The organism is Nocardia spumae, from assembly GCF_020733635.1.
Classification (GTDB): domain Bacteria; phylum Actinomycetota; class Actinomycetes; order Mycobacteriales; family Mycobacteriaceae; genus Nocardia; species Nocardia spumae.
In genome coordinates, this window is sequence record NZ_JAJFZL010000001.1 from 6874902 (window position 1) to 6898969 (window position 24068).

Genomic DNA, 24068 nt, shown 5'->3' on the forward strand with positions numbered 1-24068 from the left:
GGGAGGTCACACACGGTTCCCTCCACAGGCCCGCCGAGCGCATAACGCTGTACAAACGCCGACACGCGTCGACCTACGAGGCTCCGGGACGCCCCTATGCCTGGGCATACCATAGAACCTCGTAGCACCGACGCTGACGACCACCCGTTCATAGTACAGCGGGATGCGAACTCCGGTTAACTTAACGTATTCCGCCAGGTGGCTGTCAACCACCCAGACGTGTGGCACCCAACTCAGTTCGGAGCAACTCCAAGGCCACATCATCGGGGTCGCGGCGCTCTTCGGGCGGGACGGGCCGAGCCGATTCCGCGAGCATCTCCTGCTCTTCCTCCGGCGTCAACGCAGGTGGGACACCGTCGTAACCTACCGGCGAGTAGTCCTGCGGTCCGGGGTCGTCCGGAAGATCCGGCGCCTCGGGCGGCGGAATATCGTCGTCCGGCTCGCCGCGACCACCCGCGGAGCCACTGCCGGATGCGTGTGACTCACGCCGCTGGGCATGCCCGGAGCTACCGCGGCCGTCGGCGCCGCCGCGCGCGTCGGACTCACCGCCCTGCGCCTGCGCCTGGCTGGGCCGGGTGTACCGCGGTGCCTGCGCCTGCCCCGATCCCGCGCCCCGGCCGCCCGGCCGGTCCGCGGCGGCACCCCGCCCCGGCGACCGCTCGGCCCCACCGGCCCGCGTACCGCCCGCGGCGGCACCCGAACCGACTTCCCAGCGCACGTCGTAGTGGCGGCCGACGACGGCCTGGACCGCCGACTGGACGGCCTCGACGTACTGCGGATTGGACAGTCGCTGGGCCAGCGGCGCGTGCTGATGCGCGAAGACGATCGTCTCGCCGTCCACCCGGGCCACCGACGCGCCGGACAGCAGCGCGTGCACCGCGGCGCCGAACTCCCGCACCTTCGCGCGGATATCCGCCCATGCCGCTTCGATCTCCCGCAGCGTGTCGCCGGCGGGCGCCGATTCGGGTTCCGCGCCGGCCGGTGCGAACTCCTCCGAAGTATCGGCCGCATCGCCGCTGGCCGCGTCCTCCACGGCGGATTCGGATTCGACAGCGGATTCGGCGACCGATTCGGCGGCCGCGGCGGGTCCGGCCGAGACCGGGGACGGCGCCGCGGCGTCGGCCTCGAGCTCCGCGGCCACCGGCTCCACGAGGGCCGGATCGACGGGTTCGGCGACAGCTCCGTGGTCCGCGATGCCCTCGTCCGCAGCGCGCGCGCCCGGTTCGGCGTCGGGAGCGGCGGGGGCCTCGGCGTCCGCATCCATCCGACTGCCGGTGGCCGCCACCGGACTCGGCTCCGGGACGGAATCGTCCGGACCCGGCGACTGCGCGGCGGCGGGAACGCTGTCCGGCGCGACGACCTCGTCGGCAGCACTCGGCACCGTGACCTGATCCGGCTCGGCGAGCGGGGCGGCCTGATCCGGCTCGGCCGGCGCGGGGGCGGGCGGGGCGGGCGCCGTGGGAGTTTCGGGCGTCGAAAGGTCCTGTGACGGTTGGCTTTGCGGGCCGGTGGGCGATTGGGCGCGCTGCGCCGGATGCGGCGCGCTCTTCTTCTCGCGCAAGGCGGCGAGCGCCTCCGCGCCGCGCCGCCGCGGTTCGCCGGACGACCGCGCGGCACCCGGGTCCGCCTCGGCTTCCGGCGGGCGGCCGGGCGACCGCGAGGCGACCGACTGCGGTGCGGCCACCGGCACCACACCCGAGTCCATCCGCCGTTCGAGCCGTTCGAGCCGCTGCAGGGCGGCCGTTTCCGCATCGGAGACCGAGGGCAGCAGCATCCGCGCGCAGATGACCTCGAGCAACAACCGCGGCGCCGTCGCGCCGCGCATCTCGCCGAGCCCCTCGTGCAGGAGTTCGGCGTAGCGGGCCAGCGTGGCCGGGCCGATGCGCTCGGCCTGGGCCGACATCCGATCGATGACATCGCCCGGGCCGGTGACCAGATTGCGCTCGGCGGCATCGGGTACCGCCCGCAGCAGGATGAGGTCACGAACGCGCTCGAGCAGATCGGTGGCGAAACGACGCGGATCGTGCCCGGCCTCGACCACCCGGTCCACGGTGCCGAACAGGGCGGCCCCGTCGTCACCGGCCAGTGCGTCGACCGCCTCGTCGATCAGGGCGATATCGGTGACCCCCAGCAGCGCCAGCGCGCGCGGATAGGTGACCCCCTCGGATCCGGCCCCGGCCAGCAGCTGGTCCAGCACACTGAGGCTGTCGCGCGGCGACCCGCCACCGGCCCGGATAACCAGCGGATAGACCGCCTCCTCGACCTGGACCTGTTCCTGATCGCAGATCTTGCCGAGCAGCCCACGCATGGTGGCGGGCGGCAGCAGCCGGAACGGGTAGTGGTGGGTGCGCGACCGAATGGTCGGCAGCACCTTGTCCGGTTCGGTGGTGGCGAAGATGAAGATCAGATGGGCGGGCGGTTCCTCGACGATCTTGAGCAGCGCGTTGAAGCCTGCCGTGGTGACCATGTGCGCCTCGTCCACGATGAACACCCGGTAGCGCGATTCCGCCGGCGCATAGAAGGCACGATCACGCAGCTCACGCGTGTCGTCGACGCCACCGTGGCTGGCGGCGTCGAGCTCGATCACGTCGAGGTTTCCGGACCCCCCGGGCGCCAGCGCCACACAGGAGGAGCAGACGCCACACGGTCGCGACGTCGGACCTTCGACACAGTTCAGCGAACGCGCCAGGATGCGCGCGGAGGACGTCTTGCCACAACCCCGCGGGCCGGAGAACAGATAGGCATGACTGATCCGCCCGGTGTCGAGTGCGGTACTCAGCGGATCGGTGACGTGCTCCTGCCCCACTACCTCGGCGAAGGTTGCCGGTCGATACTTCCGGTACAGAGCCACGGCCCGAGGGTACCGGCGAACACCGACAGAGAACCATTCGCGCGTCTTCTCTCCCAGCGCCGCCCCCGAACCACGCGAACTGTCAATAAACTGTGATCTTTATCACCATCAATCTCGTTGTCGGCTCACCGGCCGCACAACCGACCGGCACAACGATCCCGCTCCCACGCCACACATCGATTCCTCGGTAATACGGGACGGCTTTCGCCCCCATTCCGACTTTCCGCGAATATCTCCGAACTCCTTCCCTGTTTGTGCGCATTTTTATGGAAGTAACGATTAAGTCAATGGATTGGCCTCCCGCACATTCGTCTGACTACCGTTGGTTTCGGCAACTTCGGTAGCCAAACCTTCATCAGGTTGGTGTCCCCGGTCGGTCCCTCATCCCGACCGGGGCACAACACTGAATCGGCCCCAGTGGAGGAACTGACGACAGTGCCGTCGTGTGACGACATCGCCGCCGCCTGGCTCGCGCAGACCGAGTTCGCCGGTGACCGGTCCGCTACCGATCTACTCAGCCGTGCCATCAGCCCCCGCGATTTCTCCCGCAACCGGGACTCGCTGCCGGTGGCCGCGGCCGCCGATCCCGCCACCGCGGGCGCCATTCTCGAATTACTGGACCGTGGCCAGGTGCCGACCCTGCCCGCGATTCACACCCACATCACCCAGAACCGCATCCGCGCGGAGGCCGAACGCATCGAACGCCTCGGCCGGCGGGCGCAGCGCAGTATCGACGAATTCGGGCGCGTGCTCGCCGAGCAGACCGAGCAATTCCGGCGAGCGAACGACATCGGCCCCACCCGGCGCGACATTCTGAGCGCCGACCCGGTCCTCACCCTGATCCGCGAACACGTCGGCGATATCGCGCCGAACGCGATCAAACATCTGTGGCTCGTGGAACGCGCACAGCGTGCCGGGTGGATCGCGTTCGACGCCACCCCTCGCTCACTGTGCGCCGGTCGCCGCTTCCATTCGGCGAAATACGGCAATCGGGTGTCGCTGCGGCCGGTGAACGCCATCGGCACCCTGGTGGCGGAATTCCTGGACGGCTATCGCCGCGAGCACCAACGGCCCCCGCGCTGGTCGGTACTCGCCCACGATCTGCGCGACGACCGCGGACGGCGGATATTCAACGACACCGCCGACGTGCGTGCCCAGCAGCAGTGGCTGACCACCGCGGAATGGGTCGCCGTCGAAGACGATCTGCCGGTCCCCGGCGCCCGGGGTCACCGCGCGCTGGCCCGGCTGGCTCGCAAACGCGGGAAATGATCCGAACGGAAGTATCCGACGCGGTCATCGGCCCGCTCCGGACGATTCGGTACTTTTCTTCCCACGCGATCGCGTGTGGAAAAGGAGTTGTCCGTGCCCCCGACCATCGACCCCGCCGCCACGGCGTGGCTGTTGGCCAGCACCGCGCTGGTCCTCCTCATGACCCCCGGCCTGGCGATCTTCTACGGCGGCATGGTCCGCACAACCGGCGTGCTGAACATGCTGATGATGAGCTTCATCTCGATCCCGCTGGTGACCGTGGTGTGGCTACTGCTCGGTTACACGCTGTCGTTCGGTGACGACGCCGGCGGCGGATTGATCGGCAATTTCGAACATTTCGCGATGATCGGCATCGATCCCGGCACAGTGCGCAGCGGCATCCCGGAACTGCTGTACGCGACCTTCGAGCTGGCCTTCGCCATCCTGACCGTCGCCCTCATCAGCGGTGCGATCGCCGATCGCGCGAAGTTCTCGGCGTGGATGCTGTTCGTCCCGGTCTGGACGCTGGTGGTCTTCGCCCCGATCGCGCACTGGGTCTGGGGCCCCAACGGCTGGCTGGCATCGTTCGGCGCACTCGACTTCGCCGGTGGCCTCGTCGTCGAAATCGCCTCCGGCGCATCCGCTCTCGCGCTGGCGCTGGTACTGGGACCGCGGATCGGATTCAAGGTCGACGCGATGCGCCCGCACAATCTGCCCTTCGTGCTGCTGGGCGCCGGGCTGCTGTGGTTCGGCTGGTTCGGCTTCAACGCCGGATCCGCGTTCAAGGCCGACGGGCTGGCCGCGGCGGTATTCCTCAATACCTTGGTCGCGGGCTGCCTGGGCATGCTCGGCTGGCTGATCGTGGAGCAGATCCGCGACGGGCGCCCGACCACCTTCGGCGCCGCCTCGGGCGCGGTGGCCGGCCTGGTCGCGATCACGCCGTCGTGCGGTTCGGTGAACGCGCTCGGTGCGGTGATCGTGGGCTTGGCGGCCGGGGTCGTGTGTTCGTTCGCGGTGGGCTGGAAATTCAAGGCCGGCTACGACGATTCGCTCGACGTGGTGGGCGTGCACTTCACCGGCGGCGTGGTCGGCACCCTGCTGATCGGCCTGCTCGCCAACCGGGTGATGACCGGCGGCGCGCGCGGCCTGCTCTACGGCGGCGGACTCGCCCAGCTCGGCAAGCAGGCGGTCGCCGTGATCGTGGTCGCGCTGTGGGCCTTCGGCGTCACCTATCTGGTGGGCAAGGTCATCGATCGTGCGATGGGATTCCGGGTCAGCAAGGAAGACGAGGTCGGCGGTATCGACTTCGCCCTGCACGCCGAGACGGCCTATGTCGAAGGCGTGCACGGGCACGCTCCGCGCGGGATCTTCGGCCATCATCCGCTCGGGGGCGATGAGCGCCCCAGCGGCGACGGGGATCGCTGAAAGGCGCCGCGCCCTTGCGCCCTAGGTGGGTAACGGCGTTACGCTAACGCCGTTACCCAATCGTCGGCGGCACCGAGGAGCGCTCATGCTGACCCGAATCGCGCGGATCGCCACCCGCTATCCGAAACAGGTCCTGCTCGCGGCGCTCGCGCTCGCGCTGATCTGCGGTGGCTTCGGCGCCACCGCCGCCTCTCACCTGCAGGCCGGCGGGTTCACCTCCGACAACGCCGAATCCACGCGCGCCGCGAAACTCGTGGCGGATGATTTCGGCGGCGCCGAACCCAATCTCGTGCTGGTGGTGCACTCCGACGATGGCGTCGAATCCGCGTCGGCCCGCGCGGCCGGCGCCGAGATCGCGAACCGGCTCGACGCGCGCCCGGATGCGATCGGAGTGCGTTCGTACTGGACCAGCCCGCCGCAGCTCGCCGCCGCCCTGCGCAGCACCGACGGTAAGAGCGCCCTGGTCATGGCCTACCTGACCGGCGGTGACGATCGGGCGCAGCGGACCGCGGGCGAGATCGAGAGCACCCTGGACGACATGCCACCGGGTATCACCGTGCACGCGGGCGGTGTCGCGGCGATCTATCACGATGTCAACAACCAGGTCACCAAGGATCTGGCGCTGGCCGAGGGGATCGCCGTACCGCTGACCGCGATCGTGCTGATCCTGGTGTTCGGCAGCGTCGTCGCCGCATCGCTACCGCTGGCGGTCGGGTTCTTCGCCATTCTGTGCACGCTGGCACTGCTGCGTGCCTTCACCTTGTTCACCGATGTCTCGACCTACGCGCTCAATATGACGACGGCGCTGGGACTGGCGCTGGCGATCGACTACAGCCTGTTCATCGTCAGCCGGTATCGGGAGGAACTGGCGACGGGCCGGACCCATGCGAATGCCGCGGTGCGCGCGGTGCAGACCGCGGGCCGGACGGTGTTGTTCTCGGCACTGACCGTCGTTCTCGCCCTGGCCGTGCTCAGTGTGTTCGATATGTACTTCCTGAAGTCGTTCGCCTACGCCGGAGTCGCGGTGGTGGTGACCGCGGCCGTCGCGTCGATCGTGATCCTGCCCGCCGTGCTCGTCCTGCTCGGCGACCGGATCAACGCGTGGAATCTGCGCACGACCCTGCGCACGCTCGTCCGGCGGCCCGCACCCGTCGCTCGCCCGGAGGCCGAATCCGGTTGGTACCGCGGGGTGGTGTGGGCGATGCGGCGTGCCGTGCCGGTATCGATCGCGATCATCGCCGTGCTGCTCGCGGTCGGCGCGCCGTTCCTCGGGGTCAAATTCGGCTATCCCGACGACCGAGTGCTGCCGGCCGGATCGAGCAGTCGCGCGGTGGGTGACGACCTCCGCAATGATTTCCCGGCCGTGAACACCGGCGCGGGCACCACGATCGTGCTGCCGGGAGCACCGAGCGACCCGGCCGCCGTCACCGGCTACGCCACCGCGTTGTCGAAGGTCGACGGGGTGAGCGCGGTGTTGTCCGGCAGCGGCGTCTACGTCTCGGGCGCGCGCATGGGCGGCGGCCCTCCCGGAATGTCCAACGACGCCGGCCAATACCTCACCGTCATCTCGAAACTCGACCCGTTCTCGCCGCAGGCCAAGCATCAGTTGCAGGCCCTGCGCGCGGTCCCCGCGCCCGTACCGGCGCTGTTCGGCGGCGCGGCGGCGATGAACGTCGACTCCCTGAACGCACTGGGCGCGAAGCTGCCGCTGGCGATCGCTCTCATCGCGACGGCCACTTTCCTGGTGCTGTTCCTGTTCACCGGCAGCATCGTCCTGCCGTTGAAGGCCGTGGTGATCAACTCGCTGTCGCTGACCGCCATGTTCGGCATGATGGTGTGGATCTTCCAGGACGGGCACTTCGCGGACCTGCTCGGCTTCACCCCCACCGGCTTCCTGGTGCCCACGATGCCGATTCTGATGTTCTGCCTGGCCTTCGGCATGTCGATGGACTACGAGGTGTTCCTGCTGTCCCGGGTCCGCGAGGCCTGGCTGGCCTCGGATCGCACCGCGGCCGACAACGAACGCTCGGTAGCCATCGGCGTGGCCCGGACCGGGCGGATCGTCACCGCGGCCGCCCTGCTGATGGCGATCGTGCTGGGCGCCATGGTCACCGCGAAAGTGTCGTTCATGCAGATGCTCGGCCTCGGGCTCACCATCACCGTGCTGGCCGACGCGACCATCATCCGCATGCTGCTCGTGCCCGCGCTGATGCGATTGATGGGACGCGCTAACTGGTGGGCGCCCGCTCCGCTGGCCCGCTGGCACGACCGGTTCGGCCTGACCGAGGAGGCCGCCCCGCCGACACCGCCGACGCAACCGGAACCCGTCGGGCGGCCCTGATGTCCCCGCGACGCCCGCGTTCCGCGCGCGGCTCCGGCACCGAATTGCGCGCCGAGATACTCACCGCGACGCGAGAACTGCTGGCGCGCACCGGAAATGCCGAAACGGTGTCGATCAGGGAGGTCGGCAGCCTGGTCGGGGTCACCGCGCCGTCGATCTACCGGCACTTCGCCGACAAGACCGAGTTGATCGACGCGGCGGTGGCCGAGGTGTTCGAGGATCTGGACGCCGCCATGGCCGCTGTGACCGATCCGGCGGCGTCACCGATCAGCCGCATGCGCGAACAGGGTATGGCCTACGTGCGGTTCGCGCTGAGTCATCCCGGGCAGTACCGGGTCGCCACCTCCGCCACGGGCGACGGGCCGACCGCGGTGGATCAGGTCCTCGGAAGTGGTGCGTTCCAGCGCTTTTCACAGACCGTGCGGGACGCGATGGATTCCGGTGTGCTGCCTCCGGGCGATCCCATGCAGATGGTGCTCATACTCTGGTCGGCCGCACACGGGATCGCCTCACTGATGATCGCCAAACCCTTTCTCCCGTGGGGAGATGTGGAGGTCATCGCGGACCGGGTGATGGCGGCGACCGGCCTCGGGTTCGGGGTGCTGGGCATCATCGGCGGTGAGACCCCCAGTCCGGACGAGGGCGCCCGATGGCTGGCCCGTCTGCGCGAGCACAACCTCAGCTGACATCGGCCGAGGACGCCAGCCAGGTATTGCATTTCGGCGCCCGGTTGCTGTGATAGCCCGACTCGAGCCATCCGCCGTTGTGCGCCTCGGTGCCGTGGTCGCGCATATCACCGGGCTGATCGCCGCGATGGTAGTTGTCGTCGAGGGCCCGTCCGGCCTGTTCGGCGGAGACGGTTCCGGCCGCCGTCGACGAGCCGATGAACATGCCGCCGAAGCATTGCGCCTCCAGTTCCAGTCGGCGTGACATCTCCAGTCCCGCAGCCGAACTCGATCCGACCGCGCGAGCGTCCTGATTCTGCTTGGCCATGATTCCGGTCAACGCCTGCACGTGATGGCCGTATTCGTGGGCGAGGATGGTCAGGAAGATGATCGGATCGCCGGGATCCTCGTTGGTGAAGATCGACTGCAACGGCATGTAGATCGTCTTGTTCGCACTGCAGTAGAAGGCGACCGGATTCGTGGGGCTGCCGCCGCACGGCGAGGCGGCGGGCGCGCCGTCGGTCACACTGAGGCCGGGGCTGGAGAACGGCAGGTTCTGGACCGCGAGCAGATCCCTCCACATCCGGTCCAGGCAGGCCACCCCGGCTTGAAAGAACTGTTGTGCGGCAACGACATTCGGCGCCCAGCCGGGATAGTCGCAGGCGTGGTTGTCGAGCCCGTTGTCACCGCGGAACAGGGGATTGTTCGAGGTGGCGGCAACCGGCTGCGGACCGGCGGGGGTGGTCGGCGCCGCGGAGGTGGTGCGCGCGTAGGAGCGGGTGGTGGTCGCGTACGCGGTCGTGGTGGGCCAGGTCGGTGTCGTATACGTGAAGCTCGGGGTCGACGTCGCGTACGACGACGACGCGTGGTTGCGGCCGCCCGTCGTCGCGAATGCCACCAGACCGCCGATCAGGACGAAGACCAGCGCTATCGCGAAGACGACACCGGCGCCGCCACCGCCGGAGCGCGGCGGCGGATAGGGCCGCGCGTAGTAACCGGGCGGCGGCAGCGGCGGAATACCGTGCGGCCCTCGTGGATACGCGCCGGGCGGCGGTAGCGGGGCGCCGTAGGGCTGTCGCGGTCCGGGCGGCGGATATCCCGGCGGTGGGCCGTATCCGGGCAGGGGACCATATCCGGGCGGCGGGCCGTAGGGTCCGCGTCCCGGCGGTGGAAATCTCGGCGGCTGCGTCATCGGATCAGGTCAGGAGACCGCGTCCGAGGGTGAGGCCCAGGTGTTGCACATCCAGGTGCGATTGTTGTCGTGGCCCTGGTCGTACCACGCGCCGTAATGATCGGGTGTGCCGTGGTCGCGCATATCGCCCTGGCCGTCGCCGCGACGATAGTTGGTCTGCCGAATCCGGCCTACCTGGGCATCGTCGAGCGTTCCCACGAATTGCGATGAGCCGACCCACATTCCGCCGAAGCACTGGGCCTCGAGTTCGAGTCGCCGCGACAGTTCCAGCCCGGCCGACGAGGATGCGCCCGCATTGGAGCGATCCCGGTTCTCCTTGGCCGATATCCCGGTGATCCCCTGGATGTGATGGCCGTATTCGTGTGCGAAGACCGAGGCATAGATTTCGGACTGGTCGCCGAATTTCTCGATCTGGATGGTGTCGAGCGGCATGTAGATCGTGTGGTTGACCGAGCAGTAGAACGCCGCGTAGCTACCGCCGGAGCTGGTGCAGGGCGATACGGCGTCGACCGCGCGGGCCGGCGCGCTGACCGTCGGGCTGAGGAAGGGCAGATCGGCGGCCGCGAGCACCGGCTGCCACATGCGATCCAGGCACTCCTTCTCGGCGTTGAAGAACGCGGTGGCCGACGCGACGTCCGAACCCCACCGGGGATATCCGCATTGGATATTGATCAGACCCGAATTGTGGTCGTCGAACAGCGGATTGGTGGCGGTCGCGGCGACGGGTTGCGGTCCCGCGGGTTTGGTCGAGGTCGCGGCCGCGCGAGTGGTGCGGGCGGCCGACCGGGTCGTCGGGGAGGATCGCGACGACGTCGCGTCGGCGGTCGTGGGATCGCTGGTGCCGGTGGCCCACGACGGTGTCGTATAGGTGTAGCTGGGAGTAGAGGTCGAATACGACGACGCCGACGCGGTGTCCCGGCCACCCGTGGTGGCGAACACGACGAGTCCGCCCACCACCACGACGACCATGATGACGGCGAGTACGGCGCCGAGAGCTCCACCGCCCCCGCCACCGCGTCGCGGCGGCGGGTAGTAGCCCGGCGGCGGCAGCGGCGGGTGACCGTGCGGTCCCATCGGATACACACCCGGCGGCGGCAGCGGCGCACCGTGGGTGGGACGCGGATACCCCGGCGGCGGGTATCCGGGGGGCGGGCCGTAGCCCGGCGGCGGACCGTACGGCGGCCGGCCGGGCGGCGGAAACCCCGGCGGCGGCGGATATCCCGGCGGCTGTGTCATCGAATCAACTCACCTGTCCGGACGGCGCGGTGAAGGTGTTGCACCGCGCGGTCGCGTTCTTGTCGAATCCGGTACTCCACCAGTCGCCGGCGTGTTCGGTGGTCCCGTGGTCGCGCATGTCACCGGCGGTGTCGCCGCGGCCGTAGGCATCCTTACGCGCGGATTGCGCCTGTACCGGCGTCACCGACGCCCCCCCGGTCGAGGAGGCGAAGTACATGCCGTCGAAACAGTTGGCCTGCAACTCGACTCGACGGGAGAGCTCCAGGCCCTCCGAGCTGTAGAGGCCGCTGCCGCGGCGTTGTTTGTTGGCGGCGCCGAGAATCCCGGACAGGGCCTGGATGTGGTGGCCGTACTCGTGCGCGAACACCGAGAGGTAGATCTCCCAGTGGTCGTGGAACATATCGGTCTGCAGCTGGCTGATCGGCATGTAGATGGTCTGGTCCGCGCCGCAGTAGAAGGCCGCGAAATTGCTGCTGGACCCGCTGCACGGAGTAGTGATGCCCGAAGTGCTCGCACTGACAAGGAGTTTCGGCGCGGTGAAGGTGAGCTTGCTCTGTTCCAGCACCGGCTTCCACGCCGCGGACAGGCAACCCGCGGCGCTTTCGAAGAACTTTCGCGCGGCGTCGACCTGGGTGCTCCACGGCGCGTAATCGCAGCGGGCCGGGCTCAGTGGCGAACCCGGATCGGCCAGTAGCGGATTGGTCGAGGTCGCGGCCACACCCGGCGAATCCGGGCCGGGCGTGGGCGAATACGTGTAGTTCGAGTGCTCACCGGCGTGGCTCGCGGTATCGAATCCGGTCCGGACCGCCACGCGGATCAGACCGGACGTCACGAGCAACAGCACCACCACGATCGCCGCGGTGAATCCACCACCGCCGCGCTTCGGCGGCCGGGGGCGCGACCCGGCGGGACCGTACGGTCGCGGCGGCGGCATCGGCGGCCGATATCCGGGGGGCGGCCCGTACCCCGGCGGGGGCCGATATCCCGGCGGCGCAGCGTATCCCGGTGGCGCAGCGTATCCCGGTGGCGGACCGTATCCGGGGGGCGGACCATAGCCTGGCGGCGGGCCGTATCCCGGGAGTGGACCCGCGGGTCGGCGCGGATCACCGGGCGTCGGACCGTACGGCGGAACAGGGCGCCCGACCGGCGGATTCGGGCCGTGCCCATAGGGTGGTCGACTCACTCCCCCGCTCCCCCTTGTCCATCCACATCGTCGCTGCCGCTGACGCAGAATAGCAAGATGCGGTAATCGCCCCCACCGCTAAGCTTGGGCCCCATGCTGAACTTTCGGGGGGGCGCACTCGGCGCTCTATTGTTGGTCGGGACGGGACTGTTCGCCGCAGCACCGTCCGCGCAAGCGCAGGAGCCGGCCGGTGTCGCTATCACCGCTGACGTGAAGCTCAGCGACGAGGGACTGCTGGAAGTCGCGGAGTCGGTGAAGGTTCCCGAGGGTGGGCAGTTCCGGATGGTGCTGCCGTTGCGGGTGGCTCTGGGCGACGATGGGGAACGTCGCTTCAGCGTGACCGATATCTCGAGTACCGGTCCGGGTTCGGCCACGGTGTCGGGGGATCTGTTCACTGTGGAGGCGCCGCCCGGCGAATCCTCGTTCAAGTACACGGTGCACGGTGCGGTCAGCGATGCGCCGGGCACTCAATTGTTCCGCTGGTCGGGCGCGCTCAACACCGATGTCGCCGGCTTCGACGGATCGATCATCAGTCCGAGCTATCAGATGGGCATCGCGGACTGCACCGTCGGGCCGACCGGCAATACGCGCAAGTGCAAGGACGCGCGGGTCGAGCCCGACGGCGTGCTCACCATGCACGAGGAGAATCTGCACAAGGGCGATGTTCTCGACGTCACCCTGCAACTGCCGCCCGGCACGGTGAAACCGAATGCGGATATCCGCGGTGGTAAGGGTTCCGGCGCGTTCGCCGTGACCGCACCGGTACTGATCGCCTTCGGCGTGCTGCTCCTGACGTTGGCGGCCTTCGGCGGCTACCTGGCCTGGGCGCGCCGCCAGGACGCCGCGGCGCTGACCTCCGCGGAGATCCTGGATCCGGTACGGCGCAACGGCAAGCGCGCCGAATTCGTCTCACCGGAAGGGATCCTGCCGGGTGAGGCCGGCGTCCTGCTCGACGGCTCCGCCGATGCCGTGGATATCGCGGCGACCGTGGTGGACCTGGCGGTTCGCCGGTATCTGTGGGTCACTCCGGTCAGCGATTCGGATTGGCGGATCACCCGGGTGAATCCCGCCGACGATCAGTTGCGCGATTACGAGAAGCAGGTGTACGCGACCCTGCTGCCCGAGGGCGCCGAGTCGGTCCTGGTCTCCGAGCTGCGCGTCCCGGGACGGGTCGCCGCCGATCCGGCGCGCTCGGCCCTGCGTCGCGACGCCATCGAACGCGGCACCCTGGTCGATCACGAGCGCCGGGGGCTCACCTTCTGGGTCGGCGTCGCACTGCTGGTGATCGGTGTGGGAGCGACCATCGGCCTCGCGGTGTCGAGCGGGTACGCGCTGGTCGGCGTGGCCATCGCACTCGGCGGTGCGGCGATGCTGCTGCTCGGCCGCTACCTGCCGGTGCGCACGGCGGCAGGCCGGAAGCTGGCCGCCCAGGTGAAGGCCCTCCAGAACGGGCTCGACGCCCAGCATCCGGATCAGGTCGCCCCCGCCGACCGCGAGCTGGTGTTCTCGCGGGCGCTGCCGTTCACCATCATCGGCGGCCGGACCGACAACTGGATTCGCACCTTCCGCGATGTGGACCTGGCGGCCGACCGTCAGGCCGGGCTGTACTGGTTCGGCGGTTTCGAACGCGATCGCAATCTGCACCGATTCGCCGGACACTTCCCGTATTTCATCACCGCGCTGGAGGGTCTGTTCGGCGCCACGCGCGGTTCCGGCCACTGAGCGACCCGCGAACGACGACGGGAGACGAACGGCTGTCGCGGGTGCGCGACAGCCGGATTCGTCTCCCTTCGGGGGTCGGATCAGCGCGAGATTCGGCTCAGCGCGAGGACCGGGTGGCCCGGCGCAGCGCCGACAGCGGATCGGCGTAGCAGACGCTCAGCGAGGTGACGGCCGCGGCGTGTTCCTGCACGCGCCCACCGAAACGGCTGATCCGCAGATCGGCGGGAGCGAGACTGGTGGCCTGGCCGAAGGCTTGTACCACCCGTTCCAGCCCGGGCCGGTAGCCCGTGAAGGCCTGGCCGCCCAGCACGATTCGATCCGGGTTGAACATGTCGCGCACGAGAGCCGCTGTGCGGCCCAGGATTTCGGCCCGTTCGAAGAGCATCTCCCGAGCCGGCGCCGAACCCTGTTCGGCGGCCCGGTACAGCTCGGAGATCATCGGCTTACGCGGCGCCTCCCGCTTCGGCACGATGCCCGCCCGCACGGCACGGGCCAGGACCGCGGCCTCACCGACCGAGGCCTCCAAGCAGCCACGCCGGCCGCACGAGCAATCGATATCGGATCCGGTCGGCAGATGGGCGATCGATCCCGGCCCGTTTGCCGGGGTGTACACCCGATCGTGCAGCGTGACCGCGACACCGACCGTCTCCCGGCCGTAGATGTAGAGGCTGCTGCCCGGCCGTTCCTGCGAACGTTCCGGCGCGCCCGTGCTGAGCAGCAGTTCCGCGGCGGCCATGGCCTCCACGTGCGCTGCCACCGAAACCGGCAGGTCGAGGACGGTGGCGAAGATCGGGCCCACCGGCGCCGACTGCCAGTCCAGGCGAGGATGATCCACGACACCGGCCACCGGATCGACGCGTCCCGCCAGGGCCACACCGACCCACAGGGGGCGGCGGCGCGGCAGCCGATCGAGGAATGCCTTGGCGCTGCGCGCGATGATGGTGATGGCCGCTTCCTGCGCGGCCTGCGGGGTGGCGATCTCGAGACCGCCGAGAATGCGGCCGGAGAGATCGGCGGCCACGATCCGGGTCAGATTCGCACCGATGTGGACGCCGAGGGTGGCGAAACGATCGGTATCGATCTCGAACGGGACCCGCGGGCGGCCGACGGCGCCGGATGCTGTGAGATCGGCGCGTTCTCGTAGTAGGCCGGACGAAAGTAGCGCCGACACTTGGCGATTCACCGTGGCTATACTCAAACCCGTTGTCTGCGCGGCGTTGTCGCGAAAGATCGGGCCACGGGTGGCCGCGCGGAGTACGGCCGCGGCCGGATTGTCGGTGATCCGCAACTCCGGTGGTACCACCGGGCGCGGCACACTGCGTACCGGGCGAGTACTGGAGGAACGACGTTCGAGGGTGGGGCTCGTCATGGGCGGAGTCCTTGTCCACGGTCCTGCGGGGACAGGTCTGCTACTGCCCGCGAAGGATGGGTCTTACATCGGCAACAAGGCAGTGAGAAGGGCCCGGAAAGGGTCGAGAGACAGACGACTGGAGCGGTCTCAGCTGCGCGGCCGGGAACAACACAGTTCCCGCTGCCGCGGCAGCCGCACACCGAGCGCCACGGTCACATAGGTGACCCGTGCGCGATTCGAGCGGCTGTTGGACATGTATCGAACGGTAACATCCCGAATCCGACATCCGCCAGAGAACGGCTCGCGTTCGGATTGCACTCACCCTGATTTCAATGAGCGGGCCCGCGGGCGCAGGTGGCGCAATAGCCGCCGACCCCGCCATCACGGCAGGTCCGGCGAATCCCCGGGCGGCGTAAAGCGATCTGCGTCACCCCCGGGCGCCGCGGCGGCGGACCGGACCTCACCGCTCCCCCATTACTCTCGGAAACCGCTGGTCACGAGCGTGAGGAGGTAGAGATGACGGCAGATCCGGTACCGCTGCGGCAGCATGCCGAGGGCCCGCATCCGGCCTCCTCCGACGAGCACCCGAATGCCGGCGCCCGGTCCATTCGCAAGGCCGATCGCGCCCGCCAGGTGGCCGATGTGCTGCGGCAGCAGATCCACTCGGGCCAATGCCCGGACCCGCTGCCGACCGAGGCCGAACTCGCCGCGGAATTCGCGGTGTCACGCAACGCGGTACGCGAAGCGCTGGCGCTGCTGCGCGATGAGGGCCTGATCGGCCGGGTGCCGCGCGTGGGCACCTACGTGGCGCAGCGTAAATACGATCACGACCTGGACAGCCTGCGCGGACTCAAGGAGACACTGCGCGGGCACGGCGAGGTCCGCAACGAGGTACGCGCCGCGCTGCGCCTCACCCCGCCGCCGGCGGTCGCCAACCGGCTCGGGCTCGAGCCGGGGGAATCCGCGGTCTATCTGGAGCGCCTGCGCTACCTGGGCGATCTGCCGCTGAGCCTGGACCACACCTATCTGGCGCCGGATATCGGCGAACAGGTCCTGGACTGCGATCTGCGGTCGGAGGACATCTTCGCGCTCATCGAGCAGATCAGCGGCCAGTCGCTGGGCTCCGCCGATCTCGCGGTAGAGGCCATCACCGCCGATATCCACAGCGCCGCCACCCTGCAGGCGCCCGAGGGCAGTGCACTGCTGCTGCTGGAGCGGCTGACCTACCTGGCCGACGGACGGCCGGTGGATCTGGAGTACATCCGCATGCGTGGCGATCGGATCACCCTGCGCAACAGTTTGATTCGCACCACCGAAGGCAACGATTGGAGGCTGAGCCGTCATGGCGTCGGTCAATCAGCGGGCTGATGTCCCGGTAACCATCGATGAATCGCTGTGCATCGAGGGGTGCACGCTGTGCGTGGAGATCTGCCCGCTGGATTCGCTGGCGATCAATCCCGACAACGGCAAGGCCTTCATGCACGTCGACGAATGCTGGTACTGCGGCCCGTGCGCGGCGCGCTGTCCCACCGGCGCCGTCACCGTGAACATGCCGTACCTGTTGCGCTGATCGCGCAACGGCTTCCAGCGCCTCATCCACCGCGCGGTCCGCGCGAACCGTCTCGGCCCGATTTCTAGGAAAATCCATGAAGCACCGTCGTGCCCGCATCGCGGCAGCCGCCGCTCTCATCGCAACTCTGGCCGCCGGATGCTCGCTCGAGCAGACCGGTTCCGGCGATACCGTCAAGGTCGTCGTCGGCTATCAATCCAAGACCATCAATACGGTGACCGCCGGGACGCTGTTGCGCGCCAAGGGCTTTCTGGAACAGCGCTTGACCGCGCTGACCGCGAAGGGCGGCCCGAAATATCAGGTGGAATGGCAGGACTACGACACGGGCGCACCGATCACCGCGCAGATGGTGGCGGAGAAGATCGACATCGGTTCGATGGGCGACTACCCGTTGCTGATCAACGGATCCCGCACCTCCGCCAGTGAGCGTTCCGCCACCGAACTGGTCTCGATCACCGGGTATCAGCCGCGCGGTTCGCTGAACATGGTTGTCACCGCGCCGAATTCCACCGCCACCACGCTGTCGGATCTGGCCGGTAAGAAGGTCTCCGCCAGTGTCGGTTCCGCCGGGGACGGCACCCTGCGGCAGGCACTGAGCCGTGCGCGTCTCGACCCCGCGCACGGTGTCGACGTCCTGAATCAGCAACCGCAGATCGGCGCCTCCGCGCTGGAATCCGGTCAGGTGCAAGCACTGTCGCAATTCGTCGCATGGCCGGGCCTGCTGGTCTTCCAGAACAAGGCGAAGCTACTCTACGACGGCGCGGAACTGAATGTGCCGACCTTCCACGGCGTAGTCGCGCGACGCGCTTACTCCACCGAACATCCCGAGGTCCTCGATGCATTCCTGCAGGCACAACTGGACGCCACCGACTTTCTGCACGACAAGCCGCTCGACGCCGCGCAGTTGGTCGCTGACAACTCGGGACTGCCGGCGGAGGTCGTCTACCTCTACAACGGACCCGGGGGAACCTCGTTCGACGCACCCCTGAAGCCGCAGCTGATCCAGGCTTTCAAGGGGGATGTGCCCTATCTGAAGTCGATCGGTGATTTCGCCGACTTCGATATCGACAAGTTCGTCGACGATGCGCCGCTGCGCAAGGCCTACGGTGAGCGCGGCGCGAATTACGATGCGGCGGTGGCGAACTTCGCCAACCCGGCGCCGATCACCGGCACCGACCCCAGCACCGGAAAACCCGCTGCCGACCCCGCCCTGGCCGGGGAGATCTGGTTCGACGGGCAGTCCACCGCGCAGCCCGCGACGAGCCCGACCGATCTGCTGCGCGCGGTGAAGGCCGCGCGCGCCGCGGGTAAGAAGATCCGCGCGGCCTATGTGCCGGACGCGGAACTGGGCACCCGCTGGTTCGCGGACAAGGCGCTGTGGGTGCGCGAGGGCGATACCTATCTGCCCTTCATCACCCCGAGCGCGGTGCAGCGGTATCAGGCCGCACATCCGGGCGCGGCCGCGGTGACCTACGACCAGGCCGTGGGCGAGGTGCGGTCGTGAGCGCCACCACTCTCTCGATCGAGGCCGCGGCGCAGCCGATCGACGCGGCCCCCGCGCCTACCGCCGAACGCGGCGGCCCGGCCCGGGTGTGGGGTTCGCGGCTGGTGCGGGTGGCCGCGGTGGTCGCCGCGTTGGTGGCCTGGCAGTTGCTGACCGCCAACCACATTCGGTTGTGGATCCGATTCGACACGCTGCCGACCGTCACCCAGATCGTGCACACGCTGCGCCTGCAGTGGCAGACCGACACCTACTGGCTCGACCTCGGCCAATCGCTGATCCGCATCCTCAGCGGATTCGGCCTGGCCGCGGTGCTCGGCGTCGCGACCGGTGTCGCGCTGGGCCGCTCCCGGTGGTTCGCCGATATCTTCGGGCCGCTGACCGAGCTGGCCCGGCCCATTCCGGCGATCGCGATCGTCCCGGTCGCCATCCTGCTGTTCCCGACCGACGAGGCCGGAATCGTCTTCATCACCTTCCTGGCCGCCTACTTCCCGATCATGGTCAGCACTCGGCACGCGGTGCGCGCACTGCCGACCATCTGGGAGGAATCGGTCCGGACGCTGGGCGGAAGCCGCTGGGACGTGCTGGTTCGCGTGGTGCTGCCGGGCAGTCTGCCGGGTGTTTCCAGCGGACTGTCGGTCGGCATCGGCGTGGCGTGGATCTGTGTGGTCTCGGCCGAGATGATCTCCGGCCGCCTCGGTGTCGGCTACCGCACCTGGCAGGCCTACACGATCGTCGACTATCCCGGCGTCTTCGTCGGGATCATCACCATCGGCGTACTGGGATTCGCCACCTCGGCGGCCATCGAGTTGCTGGGGCGACGGGCGACCCGCTGGCTGCCGCGCGCTCAGGAGGTAGCGAAATGAGCGGAACCGCAATGGGTTTGCGACTCGACGGCGTGCAGTTACGGTACGGCGGGGCGCCCGTACTCGATGATCTGACACTGGATATCCGCGCCGGCGAGATCCTGGTTCTGACCGGACCGTCCGGATGCGGCAAATCGACGGTGCTGCGTGCGCTGGCCGGGCTGCTGACTCCCCGCGCGGGCCGGGCGCTCGCCGACGGAACCGAGATCACCGGCCCCTCCCGCGATCGCGCGATGGTATTTCAGGACAACGCGCTGCTGCCCTGGCGCAGTGTGCGATCCAATATCGAACTGGCGCTGAAATTGCGTGGTGAGCCGCGCCCGACCCGCGGCGCCCAGGCCGACCGCTGGATCGAGGAAGTGGGTCTGAACGGCTTCGGCGGCTACCTGCCCAAAAGCCTGTCCGGCGGTATGCGCCAGCGGGTGCAGCTCGCGCGCGGCCTGGCCGGCGCGCCGCGGGCGGTGCTGATGGACGAGCCGTTCGGCGCGCTCGACACCCCGACCCGGATCACCATGCAGCGCTTGCTGATCCAGACCTGGCAGACGCATCCGACCACCGTCGTATTCGTCACCCACGATGTGGACGAGGCGCTGACACTCGGTGATCGGGTGGCGGTGCTCGGCGGTACCGACCGAGCGCTGCGCGCGCTGGTGGCCGTGCCGCAGCCCCGCGTCAAGGCCGTCGACCGCAGTGCCGAGCGCGCCGAAATTCTTGCCGCCCTGAATCATTCGAACGAACCCGCCGCTGTCTGAGGGCCGTACGAGTCGCCACCGTCGAGTGCGCGGTCGGCCCCGACTACTCGTCTGTGGAGTGTGCTGATGAATATCCCCGAGCTGTCCGACACCGTCCGGCTGGACTGCGATGTGCTGGTGATCGGCGGCGGAACCGCCGGCACGATGGCGGCACTCACCGCCGCGGAGAACGGGGCGAACGTGCTGCTGCTGGAGAAGGCGCACGTTCGCCACTCCGGCGCCCTCGCCATGGGTATGGACGGGGTCAACAATGCCGTGATCCCGGGTAAGGCCGAACCGGAGGACTACGTCGCCGAGATCACCAGGGCCAACGACGGAATCGTCAACCAGCGCACGGTCTATCAGACCGCGACCCGGGGCTTCGCGATGGTGCAGCGGCTCGAACGCTACGGCGTGAAGTTCGAGAAGGACGCCTACGGTGAGTACGCCGTGCGCCGCGTGCACCGCTCGGGCTCCTATGTGCTGCCGATGCCGGAGGGTAAGGACGTCAAGAAGGCGCTGTATCGCGTACTGCGGCAACGCAAGATGCGCGAGCGGATCCGGATCGAGAACCGGCTCATGCCGGTCCGCGTGCTCACCGACAACGGGCGCGCGGTCGGCGCTGCCGCGCTCAATACCCGCACCGGGGATTTCGTCGCCGTCGGCGCGAAGGCGGTGATCCTGGCGACCGGTCCGTGCGGCCGGCTCGGACTGCCCGCCTCGGGATATCTGTACGGCACCTACGAGAATCCGACCAATGCCGGTGACGGGTACGCGATGGCGTACCACGCGGGCGCCGAACTGTCGGGTATCGAATGCTTCCAGATCAATCCGCTGATCAAGGACTACAACGGTCCGGCGTGCGCGTATGTCGCCAATCCGTTCGGCGGTTATCAGGTCAACGCGGCCGGTGAGCGTTTCGTGGATTCCGATTACTGGTCCGGGCAGATGATGGCGGAGGTGTCGCGGGAGATCGAATCCGCGCGCGGGCCGATCTATCTGAAGGTGTCGCATCTGCCGGAGGAGACCCTCGGCGCGCTGGAAGGCATCCTGCATACCACCGAGCGGCCTACCCGGGCTCGCTTCCACGCCAATCGCGGTCACGACTACCGCACGCACGATATCGAGATGCATATCTCCGAAATCGGCTTGTGCAGTGGGCATTCCGCATCCGGCGTGTGGGTCGACGAGCATGCCCGCACCACGATTCCAGGGTTGTACGCGGCCGGGGATCTGGCCTGCGTGCCGCACAACTACATGATCGGCGCCTTCGTCTACGGCGATCTCGCCGGTGAGCACGCTTCCTCCACGCTGCCGGACGTCAGCGCCCCGCAGGATCTGCCGTCCGATCAGCTGGCCGCGGCGCATGAGCTGATCTACCGTCCGCTGCTGCATCCGGAAGGACCGCCGCAGCAGCAGGTGGAATACAAACTCCGCCGATTCGTGAACGACTATGTGGCGCCGCCGAAGACGCAGACGAAATTGTCGTTGGCGGTGGAGACCTTCGAGCGGATGCGGGCGGAGATCGCGGAGATGGGCGCGAGCACCGCGCACGAGTTGATGCGCTGCGCCGAAGTCGATTTCATTCGCGACTGCGCCGAGATGGCGGCGCGATCCTCACTGACCCGCACCGAATCGCGCTGGGGCCTGTACCACGATCGCGCCGATCTGCCCGGGCGCGACGATCAGGATTGGCGCTTCCACCTCAACCTGCGTAAGGGCGCCGACGGGGAGATGGAATTCCTGAAGCGCCCGGTTGCCCCGTATTTCGTACCCGTACCCGAATGGGAGGACGTGCCCTCGCAGGGCGAACCCGTCGCGGTGGCACAGCCGGAGTTGATCGCCGGCCCGCCGCGCACCGGCGACTCGACCGGTGCGGACACCCCTCGCCCCGGCCTCACCGTGCCCACCGCGACCGACCATGCGGCAGCGCCACGGATAGCGCTGCTGCTGAGCCTGGACGCGCCGACGGTCGCCGAACTCCGGGACTATCTCGACGATGACGATCCCCGGGTGCGCGCCACCGCGCTGTCGGTCCTCACCGAGGGCACTCCGGACGGCTTCGCCGAGGCGCTGATCGCCGCCCTCGGTGATATCGAGGCCGGTGTGCGCGCGGCGGCGGTCTCGGGACTGCGCGAACTGATCGAAATCCTGCCCCCGGCGGACGGATTGGCGGAGTTCGCCGCGTCTCCGGACGCGCTGGTGCGTGCCGCGGTCGTGGATCTGCTGCGCGCCCAGCGTCGGGGATCGGCGGATCTGTTCGGCAAGGCCGCCGTGGACAGCGATCACCGAGTACGGATCGAGGGTGTGCGCGCACTGGTCTCCCTGGACGACTGGTCCGCGCTGACCGCCATCGCGTTCGACGAGAACCGCGAGGTCCGGGTCGCGGTCGCCCGCGGGCTGGCCGAGGTGGGCGGCGGTGGCGCGGAAACGGTCCGCGCCTTGGCCGCCGACCGCGATCCGCTGGTCCGGGCCGCCGCCCTCGCGGCCTTCGCGGCCCTGGGTGACGAGTCCGATGCGGCGCTGCTGGCCGCGGCGCTGAAGGATTCGGCGTGGCAGGTCCGGGAGGGTGGCGCGCGCGGCTGGGCCGGTCTCGGCCCCGCGGCCGCTGCCGAAGCCTTGGCGCCGGTGCTGTCGGACCCCCATCCGGATGTACGCAAGGCCGCCGTACTCACCCTCGGTCATTGGCCCGCGGACACCGAGGTCCGCGCGACACTGCGGATCGTCCTCGAGGACTCCGACGCCGATGTGCGCGCCTACGCCCGCCGCACGCTCGAGGCGGCGTGACCGTCATCCCCGCCGGGATCGTTCATAATCATCCCCTCAGGAAGCAGGTCTAGTCTCTCCCGCAGCTGTTACTTAACTCGGCTAAGGAATGCATATGGCCCGGATATCCAAGCGCCTCCGCCACACCGCTGCCACGCTGATCGCGACCTCGGTCGGATTGAGCGCCGCCGCGCTCCCGATCACGGCCACGGCGGCTCCGCTGCCCACGCTGCCCATCGGGGCGCCGGCCTACACGGTCGATGTGAACGCGGGCGCCACGCCCGGCTACATCTACTACAGCAGCGGGGTGAGCGCGGCGGCACTGGTGCCCGGCGTCAGCCGGGCACTGTCCGGTATTCCCGCCGCCGCACCGGCCAATATCGTGGTCGACAAATCCGGGCGCGAGGTCTGGCGCTACACCCCGCCCGCCGGGCAGGACGTCTCCAATTTCCGCACCCAGACCTATCAGGGCAAGCGCGTGCTGACCTGGTGGCAGGGCGATACCGTCGGCGGCCACGGTTCCGGCACCGATTACATCGCCGACGAGCACGGCAACATCATCGAAACCCTCGACGCCGGTGGCGATTCCACCGATGTGCACGAGTTCCGGCTCACCCCGGACGGCCGTGCGCTGATCACCTCCTACCGGGAGGTCGATGCCGACCTGTCCGCGATCGGCGGACCCGCGAACGGCAAGATGTTCGATACGGTGGCCTCCGTGGTCGACGTGGCCAGCAAGCGCGTGCTGATGCGCTGGAGCGCGGCCGAACACGTTCCGCTGACCGACACCACCACCCCCGGCAAACTCCCCGGCAGCGACGTCTACGACCCGTACCACATGAATTCGATCGCCCTGGATCCCGCGGGGAATCTGGTGATCTCGATGCGCGACACCTCCACGATCTACGACGTCGACATCCACACCGGCGCGATCACCTGGCAACTCGGCGGCAAGAACTCGAGTTTCGAACTCGGCCCCGGCGTGGAATTCGCATTCCAGCACGACGCCGAATTCGCCGACCCCGACACCCTGCGGCTGTTCAACAACAACTCGAGCGGCTTCGACACCGAGGGCCTGTCCAGCGTCCAGTGGATCCACCTGGACCAGGCCACGCATCGAGCCACCCTGGTGCGCAATCAGACTCATCCCGACAATCTGGTCGCCTTCGCGATGGGTGACGCCCAGCCGATTCCGAACGGCAACACCCTCGTGGGCTGGGGTATGGCGCCACACATTTCGGAGTTCACCCCGTCCGGGCAGATGGTCTACGACGCCCGCCTCCCGCTCGGCACCTACCGCGCGTTCCCGGCGGAGTGGGCGCCGACCCCGCGCTGAATCTCCACGCCCCGGGGCGGCGGGTGCTGATCCCGGCCGCCTTCTCCGCCGCGCAGGGGATGCGGACGGTCGCACCCGCGAGCG

Annotated in this window: 17 protein-coding genes; 12 read left to right on the plus strand and 5 right to left on the minus strand. The window is 68.7% G+C overall.

Features of this window, described 5'->3' with window-relative positions:
- Positions 1–205: 205 nt before the first annotated feature.
- Positions 206–2851, minus strand: coding sequence for a DNA polymerase III subunit gamma and tau (locus LKD76_RS30750; protein WP_227984929.1), 2646 nt, complete (start codon positions 2849–2851; stop codon positions 206–208).
- A 417-nt stretch (positions 2852–3268) separates the two neighbouring features.
- Here LKD76_RS30750 and LKD76_RS30755 point away from each other — a divergent pair, with 417 nt between their 5' ends.
- From LKD76_RS30755 to LKD76_RS30770, 4 genes are all read left to right on the plus strand, one after another.
- On the plus strand, positions 3269–4120 hold the full coding sequence (locus LKD76_RS30755) for a hypothetical protein (RefSeq protein WP_227984930.1): 852 nt from the start codon (positions 3269–3271) through the stop codon (positions 4118–4120).
- 93 nt (positions 4121–4213) lie between these two features.
- On the plus strand, positions 4214–5524 hold the full coding sequence (locus LKD76_RS30760; RefSeq protein ID WP_227984931.1) for an ammonium transporter: 1311 nt from the start codon (positions 4214–4216) through the stop codon (positions 5522–5524).
- A gap of 85 nt (positions 5525–5609) precedes the next feature.
- Positions 5610–7865, plus strand: a complete 2256-nt coding sequence (locus LKD76_RS30765; protein WP_227984932.1) for an MMPL family transporter — start codon at positions 5610–5612, stop codon at positions 7863–7865.
- Complete coding sequence (locus LKD76_RS30770; RefSeq protein ID WP_227984933.1) at positions 7865–8551, plus strand: TetR/AcrR family transcriptional regulator; 687 nt, start codon at positions 7865–7867, stop codon at positions 8549–8551. Before LKD76_RS30765 ends, LKD76_RS30770 begins: the two co-directional genes overlap by 1 nt.
- On the opposite strand, the gene LKD76_RS30775 is transcribed toward LKD76_RS30770, so the two are convergent.
- From LKD76_RS30775 to LKD76_RS30790, 3 genes are read right to left on the minus strand one after another with little or no spacing between them, the layout of a single operon-like run.
- Positions 8544–9722 carry a neutral zinc metallopeptidase gene (locus LKD76_RS30775; RefSeq protein ID WP_305082774.1) on the minus strand — a complete coding sequence of 393 codons (1179 nt, stop codon included), beginning with the start codon at positions 9720–9722 and terminating at the stop codon, positions 8544–8546. The genes LKD76_RS30770 and LKD76_RS30775 overlap by 8 nt on opposite strands.
- A 9-nt stretch (positions 9723–9731) precedes the next feature.
- Positions 9732–10958, minus strand: a complete 1227-nt coding sequence (locus LKD76_RS30785) for a neutral zinc metallopeptidase (protein ID WP_227984934.1) — start codon at positions 10956–10958, stop codon at positions 9732–9734.
- A 4-nt stretch (positions 10959–10962) separates the two neighbouring features.
- Complete coding sequence (locus LKD76_RS30790) at positions 10963–11892, minus strand: neutral zinc metallopeptidase (RefSeq protein ID WP_227984935.1); 930 nt, start codon at positions 11890–11892, stop codon at positions 10963–10965.
- Between the two features lie 459 nt (positions 11893–12351).
- On the opposite strand from LKD76_RS30790, the gene LKD76_RS30795 reads away from it, so the two are divergent.
- Positions 12352–13863, plus strand: a complete 1512-nt coding sequence (locus tag LKD76_RS30795) for a DUF2207 family protein (protein ID WP_308188606.1) — start codon at positions 12352–12354, stop codon at positions 13861–13863.
- A 97-nt stretch (positions 13864–13960) separates the two neighbouring features.
- Here the strand turns inward: LKD76_RS30795 and LKD76_RS30800 are convergent, their stop codons facing one another.
- On the minus strand, positions 13961–15232 hold the full coding sequence (locus LKD76_RS30800) for an ROK family protein (RefSeq protein WP_227984937.1): 1272 nt from the start codon (positions 15230–15232) through the stop codon (positions 13961–13963).
- A gap of 498 nt (positions 15233–15730) precedes the next feature.
- On the opposite strand from LKD76_RS30800, the gene LKD76_RS30805 reads away from it, so the two are divergent.
- The 7 genes from LKD76_RS30805 (at position 15731) to LKD76_RS30835 (ending at position 23984) form a co-directional block, all read left to right on the plus strand.
- The gene (locus LKD76_RS30805) at positions 15731–16582 is read left to right on the plus strand and encodes a GntR family transcriptional regulator (protein WP_227984938.1); all 852 of its coding nucleotides are present in this window, start codon (positions 15731–15733) and stop codon (positions 16580–16582) included.
- A complete protein-coding gene (locus LKD76_RS30810) occupies positions 16557–16784 on the plus strand; it encodes a 4Fe-4S dicluster domain-containing protein (RefSeq protein WP_030516520.1) in 228 nt (75 codons plus the stop codon). Before LKD76_RS30805 ends, LKD76_RS30810 begins: the two co-directional genes overlap by 26 nt.
- Positions 16785–16860: 76 nt before the next feature.
- A complete protein-coding gene (locus tag LKD76_RS30815) occupies positions 16861–18288 on the plus strand; it encodes an ABC transporter substrate-binding protein (protein WP_227984939.1) in 1428 nt (475 codons plus the stop codon).
- Between the two features lie 38 nt (positions 18289–18326).
- Positions 18327–19151: an ABC transporter permease gene (locus LKD76_RS30820; RefSeq protein WP_372466018.1), complete on the plus strand. Its 825-nt coding sequence runs from the start codon at positions 18327–18329 to the stop codon at positions 19149–19151.
- A complete protein-coding gene (locus LKD76_RS30825) occupies positions 19148–19903 on the plus strand; it encodes an ABC transporter ATP-binding protein (RefSeq protein WP_227984940.1) in 756 nt (251 codons plus the stop codon). The genes LKD76_RS30820 and LKD76_RS30825 overlap by 4 nt, the downstream gene beginning before the upstream one ends.
- A gap of 66 nt (positions 19904–19969) precedes the next feature.
- Positions 19970–22669, plus strand: a complete 2700-nt coding sequence (locus LKD76_RS30830; RefSeq protein ID WP_227984941.1) for a fumarate reductase/succinate dehydrogenase flavoprotein subunit — start codon at positions 19970–19972, stop codon at positions 22667–22669.
- A 94-nt stretch (positions 22670–22763) separates the two neighbouring features.
- A complete protein-coding gene (locus LKD76_RS30835) occupies positions 22764–23984 on the plus strand; it encodes an arylsulfotransferase family protein (RefSeq protein WP_227984942.1) in 1221 nt (406 codons plus the stop codon).
- Positions 23985–24068 lie beyond the last annotated feature (84 nt).

Coding starts and splice junctions, on each gene's coding strand:
- LKD76_RS30805 (WP_227984938.1), top strand. CDS start 15,731: ATGACGGCAGATCCGGTACCGCTGCGGCAGCATGCCGAGGGCCCGCAT.
- LKD76_RS30785 (WP_227984934.1), bottom strand. CDS start 10,958: ATGACACAGCCGCCGGGATATCCGCCGCCGCCGGGGTTTCCGCCGCCC.
- LKD76_RS30810 (WP_030516520.1), top strand. CDS start 16,557: ATGGCGTCGGTCAATCAGCGGGCTGATGTCCCGGTAACCATCGATGAA.
- LKD76_RS30815 (WP_227984939.1), top strand. CDS start 16,861: ATGAAGCACCGTCGTGCCCGCATCGCGGCAGCCGCCGCTCTCATCGCA.
- LKD76_RS30790 (WP_227984935.1), bottom strand. CDS start 11,892: ATGCCGCCGCCGCGACCGTACGGTCCCGCCGGGTCGCGCCCCCGGCCG.
- LKD76_RS30800 (WP_227984937.1), bottom strand. CDS start 15,232: ATGACGAGCCCCACCCTCGAACGTCGTTCCTCCAGTACTCGCCCGGTA.
- LKD76_RS30765 (WP_227984932.1), top strand. CDS start 5,610: ATGCTGACCCGAATCGCGCGGATCGCCACCCGCTATCCGAAACAGGTC.
- LKD76_RS30775 (WP_305082774.1), bottom strand. CDS start 9,722: ATGACGCAGCCGCCGAGATTTCCACCGCCGGGACGCGGACCCTACGGC.
- LKD76_RS30830 (WP_227984941.1), top strand. CDS start 19,970: ATGAATATCCCCGAGCTGTCCGACACCGTCCGGCTGGACTGCGATGTG.
- LKD76_RS30825 (WP_227984940.1), top strand. CDS start 19,148: ATGAGCGGAACCGCAATGGGTTTGCGACTCGACGGCGTGCAGTTACGG.
- LKD76_RS30770 (WP_227984933.1), top strand. CDS start 7,865: ATGTCCCCGCGACGCCCGCGTTCCGCGCGCGGCTCCGGCACCGAATTG.
- LKD76_RS30835 (WP_227984942.1), top strand. CDS start 22,764: ATGGCCCGGATATCCAAGCGCCTCCGCCACACCGCTGCCACGCTGATC.